Here is a 15,345-nt window from a genome sequence, read left to right on the forward strand (position 1 = left end):
TTCAGCTACAGCCGCTGGTGCCGCCGCAGGTGTTGCACTTCATGCACGTGCCGTTGCGCACCAGCGTATAGTTCCCGCATTCGCCGCAAGGATCGCCCTCGTATCCCTGCATCCGCGCCTTGGCCCGCGCATCCAGCCCGGTTTCCGTGACCGTCACCGTGCCCGTCGTGATGCCCGTCGTGATGGCGGTCTCGGCCACCAGCGTCTGCACCGACCCCTGCACCGACCCCTGCGCGCCCCCTTGCAGCACCATCAGCTCGGGCGGCATCCGGTTGCGGGTGAAGCCCGCGCTCGCCACCTGCCGCAGCACCTCGATCGCGTCGCTGGTGCGTTCGGGCGCGTCGCGGAAGTTGCGCACGCCCTCTTCCTCGCCCCGGCCCAGATCGTCGAAGCTGACGCCCGCCGGCTTCACATGCGCCAGATCGCTGCGATCCAGATAGCTGACCGCCAGCTCGCGGAAGATATAGTCCAGGATCGAGGTGGCGTTCTTGATCGCCTCGTTGCCCTGCACCGTGCCCGCCGGCTCGAACCGGGTGAAGGTGAAGGCGTCCACGAACTCCTCCAGCGGGACGCCGTATTGCAGGCCGACGCTGATCGCGATGGCGAAGTTGTTCATCATCGCGCGAAAGCCCGCCCCCTCCTTGTGCATGTCGATGAAGATTTCGCCCAGCTTGCCGTCGCGGTATTCGCCCGTCCGCAGATAGACCTTGTGCCCCCCGATGATCGCCTTCTGCGTATAGCCGCGCCGCCGCTCGGGCAGCTTTTCGCGGCCGCGCGCCACTTCGCGCACGATGATCTTCTCGACGATCTTCTCGGCCAGCACGGCGGCCTTCTCGGGGGTCGATCCGGCGGCCAGAACCTCCTCGGCCTCCTCGTCGCCGTCCACCAGGCTTGCCGCTAGCGGCTGGCTCAGCTTGCTGCCGTCGCGGTAAAGCGCGTTGGCCTTGACGCCCAGCGACCACGACAGCTCATAGGCCGCCTTGCAATCCTCGATGCTGGCGTCGTTGGGCATGTTGATCGTCTTGCTGATCGCCCCCGAGATGAAGGATTGCGCCGCGGCCATCATGTGGATGTGGCTGTTGACCGACAGATAGCGCTTGCCGGTCTTGCCGCACGGATTGGCGCAGTCGAACACATGGTAGTGCCTGGGGTCCAGATGCGGCGCGCCCTCCAGCGTCATCGTTCCGCAGACATGATCGTTCGCCGCGTCGATGTCCTTTTTCGAGAATCCCAGATGCCGCAGCAGGTCGAAGGCCGGATCGTTCAGCTTCGCCTCGGGGATGCCCAGCGTCTCGCGGCAGAACTCGGCGCCCAGCGTCCACTGGTTGAAGACGAAGCGGATGTCGAAGGCCGATGGCAGCGCCGCCTCGATCTTCTCGATCTGCGCCGCGCCGAAGCCATGCCCGATCAGCGCCGTCTGCGTGATGCCGGGCGCGTTGCCCAGCGACGCGTGGCCGACCGCATGGCCGATGATCTCGGCGATCTGGGCGCTGGAATAACCCAGATTCTCAAGCGCCGCGGGGACCGAGCGGTTGATGATCTTGAAATATCCCCCGCCCGCCAGCTTCTTGAATTTGACCAGCGCGAAATCCGGCTCGATCCCGGTCGTGTCGCAATCCATCACCAGCCCGATCGTGCCGGTGGGCGCGATGACGCTGACCTGCGCGTTGCGGAACCCGTGCGCCTCGCCCAAGGCCAGCGCCTCGTCCCACGCCTCAACCGCCAGCGACAGCAGCGCCTTGTCGGGGCAATGCGCGTGGTCCAGCGGCACCGGCTTCACTGCCAGCCCCTCGTACCCTTCGGTCCGTCCATGGGCCGCGTTGCGGTGGTTGCGGATGACGCGCAGCATGTGGCCCGCATTGCGTGCATGGCCCGGAAACGCGCCCAGCTCGGCCGCCATCTCGGCGCTGGTGGCATAGCTGACGCCGGTCATCAGCGCGCTCAGCGCCCCGCACAGCGCGCGGCCCTCGGCGCTGTCGTAACCGTGGCCCATATTCATCAGCAGCCCGCCGATATTGGCGTAACCCAGCCCCAGCGTGCGGAAATCATAGCTGCGCTGCGCGATCTCGCGGCTGGGGAACTGCGCCATCGTCACGCTGATCTCCAGCGTCAGCGTCCACAGGCGCGTCGCATGCATGTAATCCTCGGCCTGGAACGCGCCGTCCCTGAGGAAGGTCAGCAGGTTCATCGACGCCAGATTGCAGGCGGTATCGTCCAGGAACATGTATTCGCTGCACGGATTGCTGCCCCGGATCGGCCCGTCCTCGGGGCAGGTATGCCAGGCATTCACCGTGTCGTGGAACTGGATGCCCGGATCCGCGCAGGCCCAGGCCGCATGGCCCACCTGTTCCCACAGGTCGCGCGCCTTGACGGTCTTGGCGACCGACCCGTCGGTGCGGTTCAGCAACGCCCAGTCCGCGTCGTCGCGCACCGCTTGCAGGAACGCATCCGTCACCCGGATCGAGTTGTTGGAGTTCTGCCCCGATACCGACGAATAGGCTTCCGAATCCCAGTCCGTGTCATAGGTCGGGAACATGATGCTGTCATAGCCCTGCCGCGCGTAATCCAGCACCCGCTTCACATAGGTTTCGGGAATGGCGACCTTCTTGGCGGCCTTCACCGCATCCTTCAGCGCGCCGTTCACCTTGGGGTCATAGGCATCCTCGGCCCGCCCGTCCCAGGCGCCGATCGCGGCGAAAAGCGCGTTCAGCTTTTCCTCGTGCATCTTGCTGCCCGCGACGATGCTGGCGACCTTCTGCTCCTCGATGACCTTCCAGTTAATGAACTGCTCGATGTCGGGATGGTCGGCGTCGCAGATCACCATCTTGGCCGCGCGCCGCGTGGTGCCGCCCGACTTGATCGCGCCCGCCGCCCGGTCGCCGATCTTCAGGAACCCCATCAGCCCGCTGGACTTACCGCCGCCCGACAGCTTCTCGCCCTCGCCGCGCAGGCTGCTGAAATTGGTGCCGGTGCCGCTGCCGTATTTGAACAGCCGCGCCTCGCGCACCCACAGATCCATGATGCCGCCATCGTTCACCAGATCGTCGCTGACCGACTGGATGAAGCAGGCATGCGGCTGCGGATGTTCATAGGACGAGGTCGAGGCCGTCAGCTTGCCGGTCTTGAAGTCCACATAATGATGCCCCTGCGCCGGCCCGTCGATGCCGTAGGCCCAGTGCAGCCCGGTATTGAACCATTGCGGGCTGTTGGGCGCGGCGCGCTGGGTGGCCAGCATGACGCGCATCTCGTCGAAATAGGCGCGTGCGTCTTCCTCGGCGGTGAAATATCCGCCCTTCCAGCCCCAATAGGTCCAGGCCCCCGCCATCCGGTCGAAGACCTGCCGCGCCGACGTCTCGCCGCCCAGCGTGGCGCCCTCGTCCGCGACCGACCGCCACAGGAATTCGGGCACGCCCTTTTCCTTCACCCGGCGCAGCCTGTCGGGCACCCCGGCCTTGCGGAAATATTTCTGCGCGATGACGTCGCTGGCCACCTGACTCCACGTCGCAGGAACCTCGACCTCGTCCAGCCGGAAAACGACCGTGCCGTCCGGGTTGCGGATCTCGCTCGCCGTCTTGGTGAAGGCGATATCGGCATAGGCGTCCTGCCCGGCTTTGGTGAATCTGCGGTCGATCTTCATGGCCGTGCCCATCCTTCGCTGTCATGTTCGGGTCAGCCCCCAAGGAGCCTGCGGGTGACACCATATATAGCGTCCGCCCGCTCTACCCCCACAACCTGACGCGTCTTTTACGACTCCGCAACAGCATTGTTCGCTTGACGGCGGGCCGATCCGGTGGGCCGTCCGGGCCGCGACTCGAAGGTTAACGGCCGCCTGCCCGCGAATTGTACGTTTCGGGCCGCGAACTGTACAAATTGTACATTGGGACGGGGTCGGTCGGCATTGGTCGGGGCGAGAGGATTCGAACCTCCGACCCTCTGCTCCCAAAGCAGATGCGCTACCAGGCTGCGCTACGCCCCGACGCGCGATGACTAGCGGCTGCCGCGCCGCATGGAAAGCCTTATTCGCAAGGCCAGACGGCCAGATCCTGCGGCAGGCCGGGATGCCGAAGCTGCGATCCTTCGGAAATGCCCAACTGCCCCGCCAACCCGCCATTGATCTCCAGCACCGCCAGAACACCGTCCCCGCCGGGAATCGGAGTCTCGTCCAGCGGCACCGCGTTCTCGTGGATCCGCCGCACGATTCCATCCGCACCGACGAAGATCATATCAAGCGGGATCAACGTGTTACGCATCCAGAACGACGCGCGCTGCGGCTGTTCGTAGATGAAAAGCATCCCCGCGCCGCGCGGCATCGACGGGCGATTCATCAGCCCCTGCGCGCGCTCGGCCGGATCGTCGGCAATCTCGACCGCGAAAGCCGCCTGCCCCCAGTCGCCCCGCAATTCGACCCGCCCCGGCTGGCACGCCGCTTGCGCGCAACCGGACCACAGCGCCAGAAGAAAAGCCAGCCGGATCATGGGTATAGCCTCTGGCGCGTCCAGCCGGCCCCGTCGCGGGACCACCGTTCGCGGTCATGCAGCCGATATTCGCCGTCCTTCCAGAACTCGATCTGCCGCGGCCTGATGCGAAAGCCGCCCCAGAAATCCGGCCGCGGCGGATCGTCCCCGAACCGCGCCTTCGCGTCCTCGACCGCGTCGACCAGCGTCTGCCGCCCGTCCAGCGGCCGCGACTGCCGCGACGCCCAGGCGCCCAGCCTGCTGCCGAGCGGCCGGCTGGCGTAATAGGCATCCGCCTGCGCGTCCGGCACCCGTTCGACATCGCCCCGCGCCCGGACCTGCCGTCGCAGGGTCTTCCAGTGCAGCACCAGCGCCGCTTGCCCCGTTGCTGCGATCTGCCGGCCCTTGGCACTGTCGAGGTTGGTGAAGAACACGAAGGCGTCCCGCTCGACCTCTTTCAGCAGGACGATCCGCACGTCGGGCATCCCGTCGGCATCGACGGTCGCCAACGCCATGGCATTGGGATCGTTGGGTTCGGACGCCTCCGCCTCGGCCAGCCAGTCCGACGTCAGGGCGAACGGATCGGTCGCGTCGAAAATGCTGTCGGCCATGCTTTCCTCCGGGTCGGGGCATGACTTGATGCACTGCGCGCAATCGCCTAAAGCCCACGGACAGGCGTGAAAATGGGCGAGGGGCGCGGAATGTCAAACGGTTTGATGGCGGGCAAGCGCGGCCTGATCATGGGGCTTGCGAACGACAAGTCCATCGCCTGGGGCATCGCCAAGGCCTGCGCCGATGCGGGCGCCGAACTGGCCTTTTCCTATCAGGGCGACGCGCTGCTCAAGCGGGTGAAGCCCCTGGCGGAAAGCATCGGGTCGGATTTCGTGCATCCCTGCGATGTCGGCGACGCCGACAGCCTCGATGCGCTTTTCGCCGCCATCGGCGAACGGTGGGGCCATCTCGACTTCGTGGTCCATGCCATCGGCTTTTCGGACAAGGACGAGTTGCGCGGCCGCTATATCGACACCAGCCGGGCCAATTTCGCCATGTCAATGGACATTTCCGTCTATTCCTTCACTGCGATGATGCAGCGCGCCGAAAAGCTGATGACATCGGGCGGATCGGCGCTGACGCTGACCTATTACGGCGCCGAGAAAGTGATGCCGCATTACAATGTCATGGGGGTCGCCAAAGCCGCGCTGGAAGCATCGGTGCGCTATCTGGCCGAAGATTTGGGCCGGGACGGCATCCGCGTGAACGCCATCAGCGCCGGCACGATCAAGACGCTGGCCGCGAGCGGCATCGGCGATTTCCGCTATATCCTGAAATGGAACGAGCTGAACGCGCCCCTGCGCCGCACCGTCACGCAGGACGAGGTGGGCAAATCCGCGCTCTATCTGCTCAGCGATCTGGGCAGCGCCGTGACGGGCGAGGTTCTGCATGTCGATAGCGGCTATCACGTCATCGGCATGAAGAACCCCGACGCACCCGATATCACCCGCGCCGTCAAGGACGCCGGATGACGCTTGCCGCCTTCATCGGCGTCGCGCTCGTGCATCTTCTGGCCGCGATCAGCCCCGGCCCGTCCTTCGTGCTGGCCGTCAGGACCGCCGCGACCGAAGGGTTCCGCCCCGCCGCCGGGCTGGCGCTGGGATTCGGGATCGGCGCGGCGCTGTGGGCCTTCGCGGCCCTGGCGGGGCTGTCGCTGCTGTTTCAGGTCGTGCCGCCGCTGTTCTTCGTGGTGAAACTGGCGGGCGGACTGTTCCTGATCTGGCTGGCGATCGGGATGTGGCGGCATGCGGCCGACCCGATGCCGGTCGTCGATCCGGGCCGCGCACCGCGCCGCCTGTCATCCGCCGTCCGCCTGGGCCTAGCCGCGATGCTGGCCAACCCCAAGCCCGCGATCTTCTTTGGCGCGGTCTTCGTGGGCCTCGTTCCCGCGGCGGCGGACCTGTCCGACAAAGCCATCGTGCTTTTCAACATCCTTTGGGTGGAAACGCTGTGGTATGTGCTGGTGGCCCGGATCTTCGCCCTTCCGCGTGCCCAGGCTGCCTATGGCCGAATGAAGAAATGGGCCGACCGCTCCTTCGGAACGATCCTCGGCGTTCTGGGCGTCGAGGTGGCATTGATATAGAAAGGCCGCGCATGACCGACCGCCTGCCCCATGAAAAGGGTTTCCACGTCAGTTGGGACCAGATCCACCGCGACAGCCGTGCGCTGGCATGGCGGCTGGACGGGCTGGGGCCGGATGGCGGTGCGGGGGCCAGGGGCGGCGGCTGGCGCGCCGTGGTGGCGATCACGCGCGGCGGCATGGCGCCCGCGATGATCGTGGCACGCGAACTGGACATCCGCAGCGTCGATACGATCAGCGTCAAATCCTATGACCACCAGCAACAGGCCGAGGCGACGATGCTGAAATCGCCGGACGCGCAGTTGATGGGCGACGGCACCGGCATTCTGGTGGTCGACGATCTGGTGGACAGCGGCAAGACGCTGGAACTGGTCCGCAGGCTCTATCCGAAGGCGCATTTCGCCACGGTCTATGCCAAGCCGCAGGGCCGCGCGCAGGTCGATACCTTCGTGACCGAGGTCAGCCAGGACACCTGGATCTTCTTTCCGTGGGACATGGCGCTGCAATACGCGCCGCCCTATCGCGGCAAGGATTGACCGGCGCCCCCGACTTCAGCCGATCCGTCCGCGCGGGCCGTCGCCGATCTGGGCGCGGTGCATCAGCAGATGGTCCAGCATCACCGCCGCGGCCATCGCCTCGGCCACCGGGACGGCCCTGATGCCGACGCAGGGGTCGTGGCGGCCCTTCGTCACCACCTCGGTCGGTTGGCCGGTCCGGGTGATGCTGCGCCGGGGCGTCAGGATGGAACTGGTGGGCTTCACCGCGATCCGCAGCACGATGTCCTGCCCCGTCGATATGCCGCCAAGGATGCCGCCCGCATGATTGCTGGCATAGACCGGGCCGTCCGGCCCCATCGTGATCTCGTCCGCATTGGCGCTGCCGGTCAGGCCGGCGGCGGCCATGCCCTCGCCGATCTCGACGCCCTTGACGGCGTTGATGCTCATCATCGCGGCGGCAAGGTCGGTGTCGAGCTTGGCATAGACCGGCGCGCCGAGGCCGGGCATCGCGCCCGCAATGCGGATCTCGATCATCGCGCCGACGCTGTCGCCGGATTTCCGCAGCTCGTCCAGGTAGCCCGCCCAGACCTGCGCCGCCTGCGCGTCGGGCGTCCAGAAGGGATTGCGGGCGATCTCGGCCGGATCGGACCGGGCGCGGTCGATGACATGAGGCCCCATCTGCACCATGCTGGCGGTCACAGTCATCCCCGGCGCCAGATCGGCCAGAACCGCGCGCGCCACCCCGCCCGCGGCGACCCTCGCGGCGGTTTCGCGCGCGCTGGACCGCCCGCCGCCGCGCGGATCGCGGATGCCGTATTTCTGCCAATAGGTGATGTCGGCATGGCCCGGACGGAACGTGTCCGCGATGGCGCCGTAATCCTTCGACCGCTGGTCGGTATTGCGGATCGCCAACTGGATCGGCGTGCCGGTCGTTTGCCCTTCATAGGTGCCCGACAGGATTTCCACGGCATCCGCCTCGCGCCGCTGGGTGGTATAGCGGTTCTGCCCCGGCTTGCGGCGGTCCAGCCAGACCTGGATCGCCGCCTCGTCCAGCGCGATGCCGGGCGGGCAGCCGTCCACGGTCGCGCCCAGGGCCGGCCCGTGGCTTTCGCCCCAGGTGGTGACGCGGAACAGGCGGCCATAGGTGTTGTAGCTCATGCGCGGGTCGTAGCGGCGGCGCGGCGCGGTCTCAAGCCGAATCGCCTTGCAGCCGTGGGGGCGCGCGGCTAGCGTCGGACTACCTCGGGGTGCCCTTGACGGGCTGAGATGCGATGCGAACCCGTAGAACCTGAACCGGTTAGGACCGGCGGAGGGAAGGTCAGCCATTCCTCGGCCCCGACCCCGTCCGGCTTGGAGGAACGATGCGTTTGACGATGATCGGGCTGACCCTGTCGGCGTCCCTGCCCGTCCATGCCCAGGATCGCCCTGTGCTGGATGTCTATACCTATGACAGTTTTGTCGCCGAATGGGGGCCGGGCCCGGCGCTGGAACAGGCGTTCGAGGCGCAATGCGCCTGCGACCTGCGCTTCACCGCCATAGGCGACGGCGCGGCGATGCTGGCGCGGCTGCGGCTGGAAGGCGCGCGGACGAAGGCGGATGTCGTCGTCGGCCTCGATACCGCGCTGATGGCCGAGGCCGGGGCGACCGGCCTATTCGCGCCGTCGGGGATCGGTAATGTGGACTGGGCGCTGCCTGTCGATTGGACCGACGACACGTTCGTTCCCTACGACTGGGGCTGGTTCGCCTTCGTCCACGACCGCGACTTCGATCCGCCCGCCAGTTTCCGCGATCTGGCGCAGTCGGATGCGTCGATCCTGATCCAGGATCCGCGTTCCTCGACCCCCGGTCTGGGGCTGCTGCTGTGGGTCAAGGCGGCCTATGGCGACGAGGCGCCCGACATCTGGGAGGGGCTGGCGGACAACATCGTCACCGTGACCAAGGGCTGGTCCGAAGCCTATGGCCTGTTTCTGGAGGGCGAGGCCGACATGGTTCTGTCCTATTCCACATCTCCCGCCTACCACCTGATCGCCGAGGGCGACGACAGCCGCGCCGCGGCGGCGTTCGACGAAGGGCACTATCTGCAAGTGGAGATCGCGGCGGCGCTTGCCGGGTCCGACCGGCCCGACCTCGCGCGCGACTTTCTTCGTTTCCTGACGACCGACGCGGCGCAAGGCGTTCTGCCGACGACGAACTGGATGTATCCCGCCGTCATGCCCGAACAGGGGCTGCCGGACGGGTTCGCCAGCCTGCCCAAGCCTGACCGAACGCTGGAGATCCCCGCCGAAGACGTTCCCGCGATCCGCGATCAGGCCTTGCAGGAATGGCTGTCCGCCCTCGCCCGCTGACCGTCGCAGGAGTCGCCGTCGCCGGCATCGTTTTCCTGCTGGTGGCGGGCACCATCGCGGCAGTTGCCGTGCGGGCCGATGGCGGTGCCGGGCTGAGGCCGTCCGACCTGGCCGCCATCCGGTTCACATTGTGGCAGGCGGTCCTTTCCGCGATCCTCAGCGTCGGGCTGGCCGTTCCGGTCGCACGGGCGCTGGCGCGCCGCCGGTTTGCCGGGCGCAGGCTGCTGGTGACGCTGCTGGGCGCGCCCTTCATCCTGCCGGTGATCGTCGCGGTGCTGGGTCTGCTGATGGTCTTCGGCCGCGGCGGCTGGATCAACGCGGCGGGCACGGGGATGGGCCTTCCGCCCGTCAGCATCTATGGCCCCTGGGGTGTGGTGCTGGCGCATGTGTTCTTCAACCTGCCGCTGGCGGTGCGGCTGATCCTGCAAGGCTGGCTGGCCGTCCCGTCCGAGCGGTTCCGCCTGGCCGCGTCGCTGGGACTGGGCCCTTGGGCGACGTTCCGGCTGATCGAGTTGCCGATCCTGCGCGGTATCGTTCCGGGTGCGGCGCTGATCGTGTTCCTTGTCTGCACGACAAGCTTTGCCGTGGCGCTGGCGCTTGGGGGCGGGCCGCGCGCGACGACGATCGAACTGGCCATCTATCAGGCGTTCCGCTTCGATTTCGACCTTGGACGCGCGGCGCTGCTGGCCCTGGTGCAACTGGCCGTGACGGTCGCCGCCGCCACGCTGGCGCTGACGGTGGCCCTTCCCGACACGCTGGGCGGCGGGCTGGACCGGCATGTGGCGCGCTGGGATCTGGCCCGGCGGTGGCCGGACGGCATCCGCATCGGGCTGGCCGCGCTGTTCCTGCTGCTGCCGCTTGCCGCGCTGATCCTGCGGGGGGTGCCCAATCTGGCCGGGCTGGACACCAGCGCCTGGCTGGCTGCGATGCGATCCGTAGTGACGGCGATGGGGGCCACGGTGCTGACGCTTTGCGCCGCGCTGCCCGTCGCGGTGGCGATGCAGCGGTTGCGATGGGGCCGCGTCGTCGAAGGGCTGGCCAGCCTCGCCATCGCCGCGTCGCCGCTGGTGGTGGGGACGGGGTTGTTCATCCTGATCTTCCCGCTGGTCGATCCGGCGCTGATGGCCCTGCCCGTGACCGCGCTGGTCAACGCGGCGATGGCGCTGCCCTTCGCGATCCGCGCAATCGGGCCGCAGGTCGCGCAGACTGAAGCCCGCTATGGCCCTCTGGCGGATTCGCTGGGATTGACCGGCGCCGCGCGTCTGCGTCTGCTGATCCTGCCCCGGCTGTGCCGTCCGCTGGGTTTTGCCGCGGGGCTGACGGCCGCACTGTCGATGGGCGATCTGGGCGTCGTGGCGCTGTTCGCGGATGGCCGCAGCGAAACCCTGCCGCTGCACCTTTACCGGCTGATGGGTGCCTACCGGATGGACGACGCGGCGGGCGCAGCGGTGCTGTTGCTGGCGCTCAGCCTCGGGGCGTTCTGGGCCTTAGACCGTGGGGGGCGCGTCGATGCTGGCGCTTGAGAATGTCGTGATCCGATTGGACGATTTCGGCCTGCGGGCTGACCTTGCCGTTCCCCCGCAGGCCCGCGTCGCCGTGATGGGGCCGTCCGGCGCGGGCAAGTCCACGCTGCTGGGGGCGATCGGGGGGTTCGTGCTCCTCTCGGGCGGTCGGATCGCCTTCGACGGGCAGGACATCACCACGCTTCACCCGGCGGCGCGGCCGGTCGCCACGATCTTTCAGGACAACAACCTGTTCCCGCATCTGACCGTCGCGCGCAACGTGGCGCTTGGCATCACCCATCGCCGCCCCGATACCGCGACGCGCGCGCGGGTGGCAGACGCGCTGATGCAGGTCGGACTCGACGGTTTCGGCGACCGGCTGCCGGGATCGCTGTCGGGCGGACAGCAGGGGCGGGCGGCGTTGGCGCGGGCGCTGGTGCGGGACAAGCCGCTCTGGCTGCTGGACGAACCGTTCGCCGCCCTCGGGCCGGGCCTGCGCGCCCGGATGATCGCGCTGGTCGATGCAGTGGCCGCGCGGGCCGGGGCGACGGTGCTGATGGTCACGCACGATCCGACCGATGCGGCGGCATTGGGGGGCGAGATCGTTGTAGTCGCGAATGGCATGGCCGCCGCACCCAGGCCGGCGGCGCGTCTGCTGGCCGATCCGCCACCGGCACTGGCGGCCTATCTGCGCCGATAGAAAAAGGCGCGCCCCGCCGGGGGACGCGCCTTGGATCGTGATGGACCCGCCGGATCAGACGCTTCGGTCGTGCTCCAGCTTGCGCTTGTAGGGCGCCCAGATCCGCTTGTTGGTCAGGTAGAGGAGCGCCGACAGGATCACCAGCATGATGACGCCGACGAACCCCGCTTCCTTGCGCGCGTTCAGCTTGGGTTCCGCCGTCCACATCATGAAGGCCGACACGTCCGCCGAAATCGCGCTGATGTCGTTCGGGCTGCCATCCGCGAATTCCAGGTCCTCGCCATAAAGCGGCGGGGCCATCGCGATCCAGCCGCCGGGGAAGATGTGGTTCTCGTAAAGGATGGCGCCGGCTTCTTCTTTCGTCTCGCCGGTATAGCCCATCAGCAGGGCATGGATGTATTCCGGCCCGCCCATGCCCTTGACAAGTTGATTGAGACCCAGACCGTAAGGCCCGTGAAAACCGGCCCGCGCCTTGGCCATCAGCGACAAATCGGGGGCGTTGGCCAGCGCCGACCGGGGAAAGTGATCGGTCGGGATGGCGGTGCGGAAGTCCCCCTGCCCGTCGTTCAGTTCGGGGTCGAACACCTCGTAGAAGGCGGCATAGGCGCGAACCTGATCCTCAGGCAGTTCGGGACCGCCTTCTTCGCCCAGCGATCGGAACGAAACGAATTTCATTCCGTGGCAGGCCGAACAGATCTCGGTATAGACCTGCAACCCGCGCTGAAGCTGCATCCGGTCATAGCTGCCGAACGGCCCTTCGAACGGAAAGGCGTAATCCTCGACATGAGCGGTTTCGGCAGCGGCACCGGCCTGGACGATGCCGAGTGTCAGCAGGGCCGAGAGAGCGAGCGTCTTGAACATCTGTTTCTTCCTTACTCGGCCGGGTTCACGACGGTCGTGGTGCCGCCCGTATTCGGGGCATAGTGCGCGGCGTAATCCTCCTCGATCGTCGCGGGCTGTTGCAGCGGCTTCTCGAACACGCCCAGCAACGGCAGGATGACCAGGAAATACGCAAACCAGTAGGCCGACGCTATCAGCGAGATCGTGGCATAAGGTTCGTCGGTCGGCATCGCCCCCACCCACATCAGCACGAAAAAATCGACCAGCAGCAGCGCGAACCACCACTTGAATTGCGGACGATACCGGCCCGACCGGACCGACGACGTGTCGAGCCAGGGCGCCAGCGCCATCACCAGGATCGCGCCGAACATCGCCAGCACGCCGAAGAACTTGGCGTCGATGATGCCGCCGGTGATCCAGTTGGCCGCAATGACAACCCAGACGTCGCCGGTGAAGGCCCGCAGGATCGCGTAGAACGGCAGGAAATACCATTCGGGCACGATATGCGCGGGCGTCGAGAGGGGGTTCGCCTCGATATAGTTGTCGGGGTGGCCCAGATAGTTGGGCATGAACCCGACAATGGCGAAGAACACCACCAGGATCACGGCCAGCGCGAACAGGTCCTTCATGACGAAATAGGGCCAGAACGGCAGGGTATCGCGCTGGGCCGCTTCCTTGCTGGTGCGGCGCACCTCGACCCCGGTGGGGTTGTTGTTGCCCGTGGTATGAAAGGCCCAGATATGCACCGCCGTCAGACCCGCCAAGATCATCGGGAACAGATAGTGCAGCGAGAAGAAGCGCGTCAGCGTGTAGTTGTCCACCGCCGGTCCGCCCAGGAGCCAGGTCTGCAACCCTTCGCCGATGAACGGGATCGCGCCGAACAGGCCGGTGATGACGGTGGCGCCCCAGAACGACATCTGCCCCCAGGGCAGGACATAACCCATGAAGGCCGTCCCCATCATCAGCAGATACATCAGGATGCCGATGATCCAGGTGACTTCGCGCGGTTCCTTGTAGGAACCGTAATAGAGGTTGCGGAAGATATGCGCATAGACCGCGACGAAGAACAGCGACGCGCCGTTGGCGTGCATGTAGCGCAGCATGTGGCCGCCGTTGACGTTGCGCATGATGTGTTCGACCGACGCGAAGGCGAGGCTGGTGTCGGGCGTGTAGTGCATGACCAGCACGATGCCGGTGACGATCTGAAGCACCAGCGTGAAGGTCAGCACGATCCCCCAGATCCACATCCAGTTCAGGTTGCGGGGGGTCGGGATCATCAGGGTGTCGTAAAGCAGCCCGACGATCGGCAGGCGCTTGTGCAGCCAACGCTCTCCGCTGGAGTTCGGCTGGTAATGGTCGTGCGGTATTCCGGCCATGTCGTGTTTCCTTACCCCAGAACGATGGTGGTTTCGTCGACGAATTCAGCCACCGGAACCGGCAGGTTCTTCGGCGCGGGCCCCCGGCGGATCCGCCCGGCGGTGTCATAATGCGATCCGTGGCACGGGCAGAACCAGCCGCCGAAATCGCCCGCGTCGCCCAGCGGCACGCAGCCCAGATGCGTGCAGACGCCCATCATCACCAGCCAGTCCTCGCGCCCGTCCAGCGTGCGGTTCTCGTCCGTGGCGGGGGCGGTTCCGTCGATGTTGGCGTTCTCGGCAAAAGGATCGGGCAGGCTGCTGACATCCACCGCGCGGGCCTCGAGGATCTCCTCCTCGGTGCGGCGGCGGATGAAGACGGGTTTGCCCAGCCACTTGACGGTCAGCTGCGTGCCCGGTTCCACCCCGCCGACATCGACGCGGATGGAGCTGAGCGCCTGAACGTCCGACGACGGGTTCATCTGATCGACCAGCGGCCATACGGCGGCACCGGCGACGACGACACCGGCCCCGGCCGTCGCGTAATAGAGGAAATCGCGGCGCGTGCCGTGCGGATCGTCTGTATGCGACATCTATGCATCTCCATCCTGATGCGCGCTGCGGCGGCGCCGGCCCGCGCATGTCCAATTCGGCCGCCCCCGCAGGGTCCGGTCATCTTCCCCGGCTGTCTAGCGGGCAAGTCGGGCACGGTCCAGCGGACAAACCGGCGCATAGTGCCGTTTCGCCACAGGACACCGGCAAAAAATCAGGCGTCGGGGCGCGTCGCCGCCATGGCGGGCCGGGCGGCGAACCGTGCGTCCCATGCGGCCAGACCGGGGCGTTCCTGCCGCCAGTCGCGGTCCGCATGGCGGAAATCGAGGTATCCCAGCGCGCAGCCCAGCGCCACCTGCCCCATATCCAGCGGCCCGCCCAGATGGCTGAGCCAGCGCGCCTCGACCGCGTCCAGCGCGCGCGCGATCTTCGACCACTGGGCTTCGACCCAGTCCCCGAATTGCTTTTCGGCGGGGCGCACGCGACCCTCGTAGACCATCAGCACCGCCGCTTCCATGATGCCGTCCGCCGTCGCCTCCAGCGTCAAGACATCGTAAAGCCGCGACGGCGGATAGAGCGTCTTCGCCGCCCGGTCGTCGAGATAGCGGCAGATCACCCGACTGTCATAGAGCGCCGGACCCTCCGGCCTGACCAGTACCGGGATCTTGCCCAGCGGATTGACCGCCGAGGCGGAACTGCCCGCGACGGGGTTCGCGGTGATCGTCACGACACGTACCGCGTCCTGCTGGCCGGTCTCGTGCAGCAACACCCGGACCTTACGCGCGAAGGGCGAAGCGGGGTTCTGAAACAGTTCCATCATGTCGTGCCATACCTTTTCGCCGATACCCTGTCCGGTCTGCGCCATCCGCCGCCCCGTGACAAGGGAACCGGCAACCGCAGCCGCCGTTCGGTTGCGCCGCAATGTCGGCGCGGGACTGGGCGTTGACCGTCATCCGCGTCCATATCGGG

At 66.9% G+C, this 15,345-nt stretch carries 14 protein-coding genes, 1 tRNA gene and 1 riboswitch; of the genes, 6 read left to right on the top strand and 9 right to left on the bottom strand.

Annotated elements, in window-relative coordinates; genetic code table 11:
- Position 1: 1 nt before the first annotated feature.
- From OCGS_RS08555 to pdxH, 4 genes are all read right to left on the bottom strand, one after another.
- On the bottom strand, positions 2–3,637 hold the full coding sequence (locus tag OCGS_RS08555) for a vitamin B12-dependent ribonucleotide reductase (RefSeq protein ID WP_040610835.1): 3,636 nt from the start codon (positions 3,635–3,637) through the stop codon (positions 2–4).
- 262 nt (positions 3,638–3,899) lie between these two features.
- Positions 3,900–3,976, bottom strand: a tRNA-Pro gene (locus OCGS_RS08560).
- Between the two features lie 40 nt (positions 3,977–4,016).
- Positions 4,017–4,475: a DUF192 domain-containing protein gene (locus OCGS_RS08565; protein ID WP_007426843.1), complete on the bottom strand. Its 459-nt coding sequence runs from the start codon at positions 4,473–4,475 to the stop codon at positions 4,017–4,019.
- Entirely contained in the window at positions 4,472–5,065 is a 594-nt protein-coding gene (gene pdxH, locus OCGS_RS08570; RefSeq protein WP_007426844.1) for a pyridoxamine 5'-phosphate oxidase, read from the bottom strand. The genes OCGS_RS08565 and pdxH overlap by 4 nt, the downstream gene beginning before the upstream one ends.
- Before the next feature lie 90 nt (positions 5,066–5,155).
- Between pdxH and fabI the strand changes: the two genes are divergently transcribed.
- The 3 genes from fabI to gpt are packed head-to-tail and all read left to right on the top strand — an operon-like array spanning position 5,156 to position 7,121.
- Complete coding sequence (gene fabI, locus OCGS_RS08575) at positions 5,156–5,977, top strand: enoyl-ACP reductase FabI (protein WP_040610837.1); 822 nt, start codon at positions 5,156–5,158, stop codon at positions 5,975–5,977.
- Complete coding sequence (locus OCGS_RS08580) at positions 5,974–6,588, top strand: LysE family translocator (protein WP_007426846.1); 615 nt, start codon at positions 5,974–5,976, stop codon at positions 6,586–6,588. The genes fabI and OCGS_RS08580 overlap by 4 nt, the downstream gene beginning before the upstream one ends.
- Before the next feature lie 11 nt (positions 6,589–6,599).
- Entirely contained in the window at positions 6,600–7,121 is a 522-nt protein-coding gene (gene gpt, locus OCGS_RS08585) for a xanthine phosphoribosyltransferase (protein WP_007426847.1), read from the top strand.
- A gap of 15 nt (positions 7,122–7,136) precedes the next feature.
- Here the strand turns inward: gpt and aroC are convergent, their stop codons facing one another.
- Complete coding sequence (gene aroC / locus OCGS_RS08590; protein ID WP_007426848.1) at positions 7,137–8,240, bottom strand: chorismate synthase; 1,104 nt, start codon at positions 8,238–8,240, stop codon at positions 7,137–7,139.
- Positions 8,241–8,315: 75 nt separating this feature from the next.
- A riboswitch (TPP riboswitch) is annotated at positions 8,316–8,414 on the top strand.
- 29 nt (positions 8,415–8,443) lie between these two features.
- Here aroC and thiB point away from each other — a divergent pair.
- The 3 genes from thiB to OCGS_RS08605 are packed head-to-tail and all read left to right on the top strand — an operon-like array spanning position 8,444 to position 11,629.
- Positions 8,444–9,427 carry a thiamine ABC transporter substrate binding subunit gene (gene thiB / locus OCGS_RS08595; RefSeq protein ID WP_193372857.1) on the top strand — a complete coding sequence of 328 codons (984 nt, stop codon included), beginning with the start codon at positions 8,444–8,446 and terminating at the stop codon, positions 9,425–9,427.
- Positions 9,403–10,950: an ABC transporter permease family protein gene (locus OCGS_RS08600; protein ID WP_007426850.1), complete on the top strand. Its 1,548-nt coding sequence runs from the start codon at positions 9,403–9,405 to the stop codon at positions 10,948–10,950. Before thiB ends, OCGS_RS08600 begins: the two co-directional genes overlap by 25 nt.
- On the top strand, positions 10,937–11,629 hold the full coding sequence (locus OCGS_RS08605; RefSeq protein WP_007426851.1) for a thiamine ABC transporter ATP-binding protein: 693 nt from the start codon (positions 10,937–10,939) through the stop codon (positions 11,627–11,629). The genes OCGS_RS08600 and OCGS_RS08605 overlap by 14 nt, the downstream gene beginning before the upstream one ends.
- Positions 11,630–11,683: 54 nt before the next feature.
- On the opposite strand, the gene OCGS_RS08610 is transcribed toward OCGS_RS08605, so the two are convergent.
- From OCGS_RS08610 to OCGS_RS08625, 4 genes are all read right to left on the bottom strand, one after another.
- The gene (locus OCGS_RS08610; RefSeq protein ID WP_007426852.1) at positions 11,684–12,490 is read right to left on the bottom strand and encodes a cytochrome c1; all 807 of its coding nucleotides are present in this window, start codon (positions 12,488–12,490) and stop codon (positions 11,684–11,686) included.
- Positions 12,491–12,501: 11 nt separating this feature from the next.
- Positions 12,502–13,845 (bottom strand): cytochrome b, encoded by a 1,344-nt coding sequence (petB, locus tag OCGS_RS08615; protein WP_007426853.1) that lies wholly within the window; start codon positions 13,843–13,845, stop codon positions 12,502–12,504.
- Positions 13,846–13,856: 11 nt separating this feature from the next.
- Positions 13,857–14,417, bottom strand: a complete 561-nt coding sequence (gene petA, locus OCGS_RS08620; protein ID WP_007426854.1) for a ubiquinol-cytochrome c reductase iron-sulfur subunit — start codon at positions 14,415–14,417, stop codon at positions 13,857–13,859.
- 173 nt (positions 14,418–14,590) lie between these two features.
- Positions 14,591–15,193, bottom strand: a complete 603-nt coding sequence (locus tag OCGS_RS08625) for a glutathione S-transferase (protein WP_040610839.1) — start codon at positions 15,191–15,193, stop codon at positions 14,591–14,593.
- Between the last annotated feature and the right edge of the window lie 152 nt (positions 15,194–15,345).

It is taken from the genome of Oceaniovalibus guishaninsula JLT2003 (assembly GCF_000299575.1).
Classification (GTDB): domain Bacteria; phylum Pseudomonadota; class Alphaproteobacteria; order Rhodobacterales; family Rhodobacteraceae; genus Palleronia; species Palleronia guishaninsula.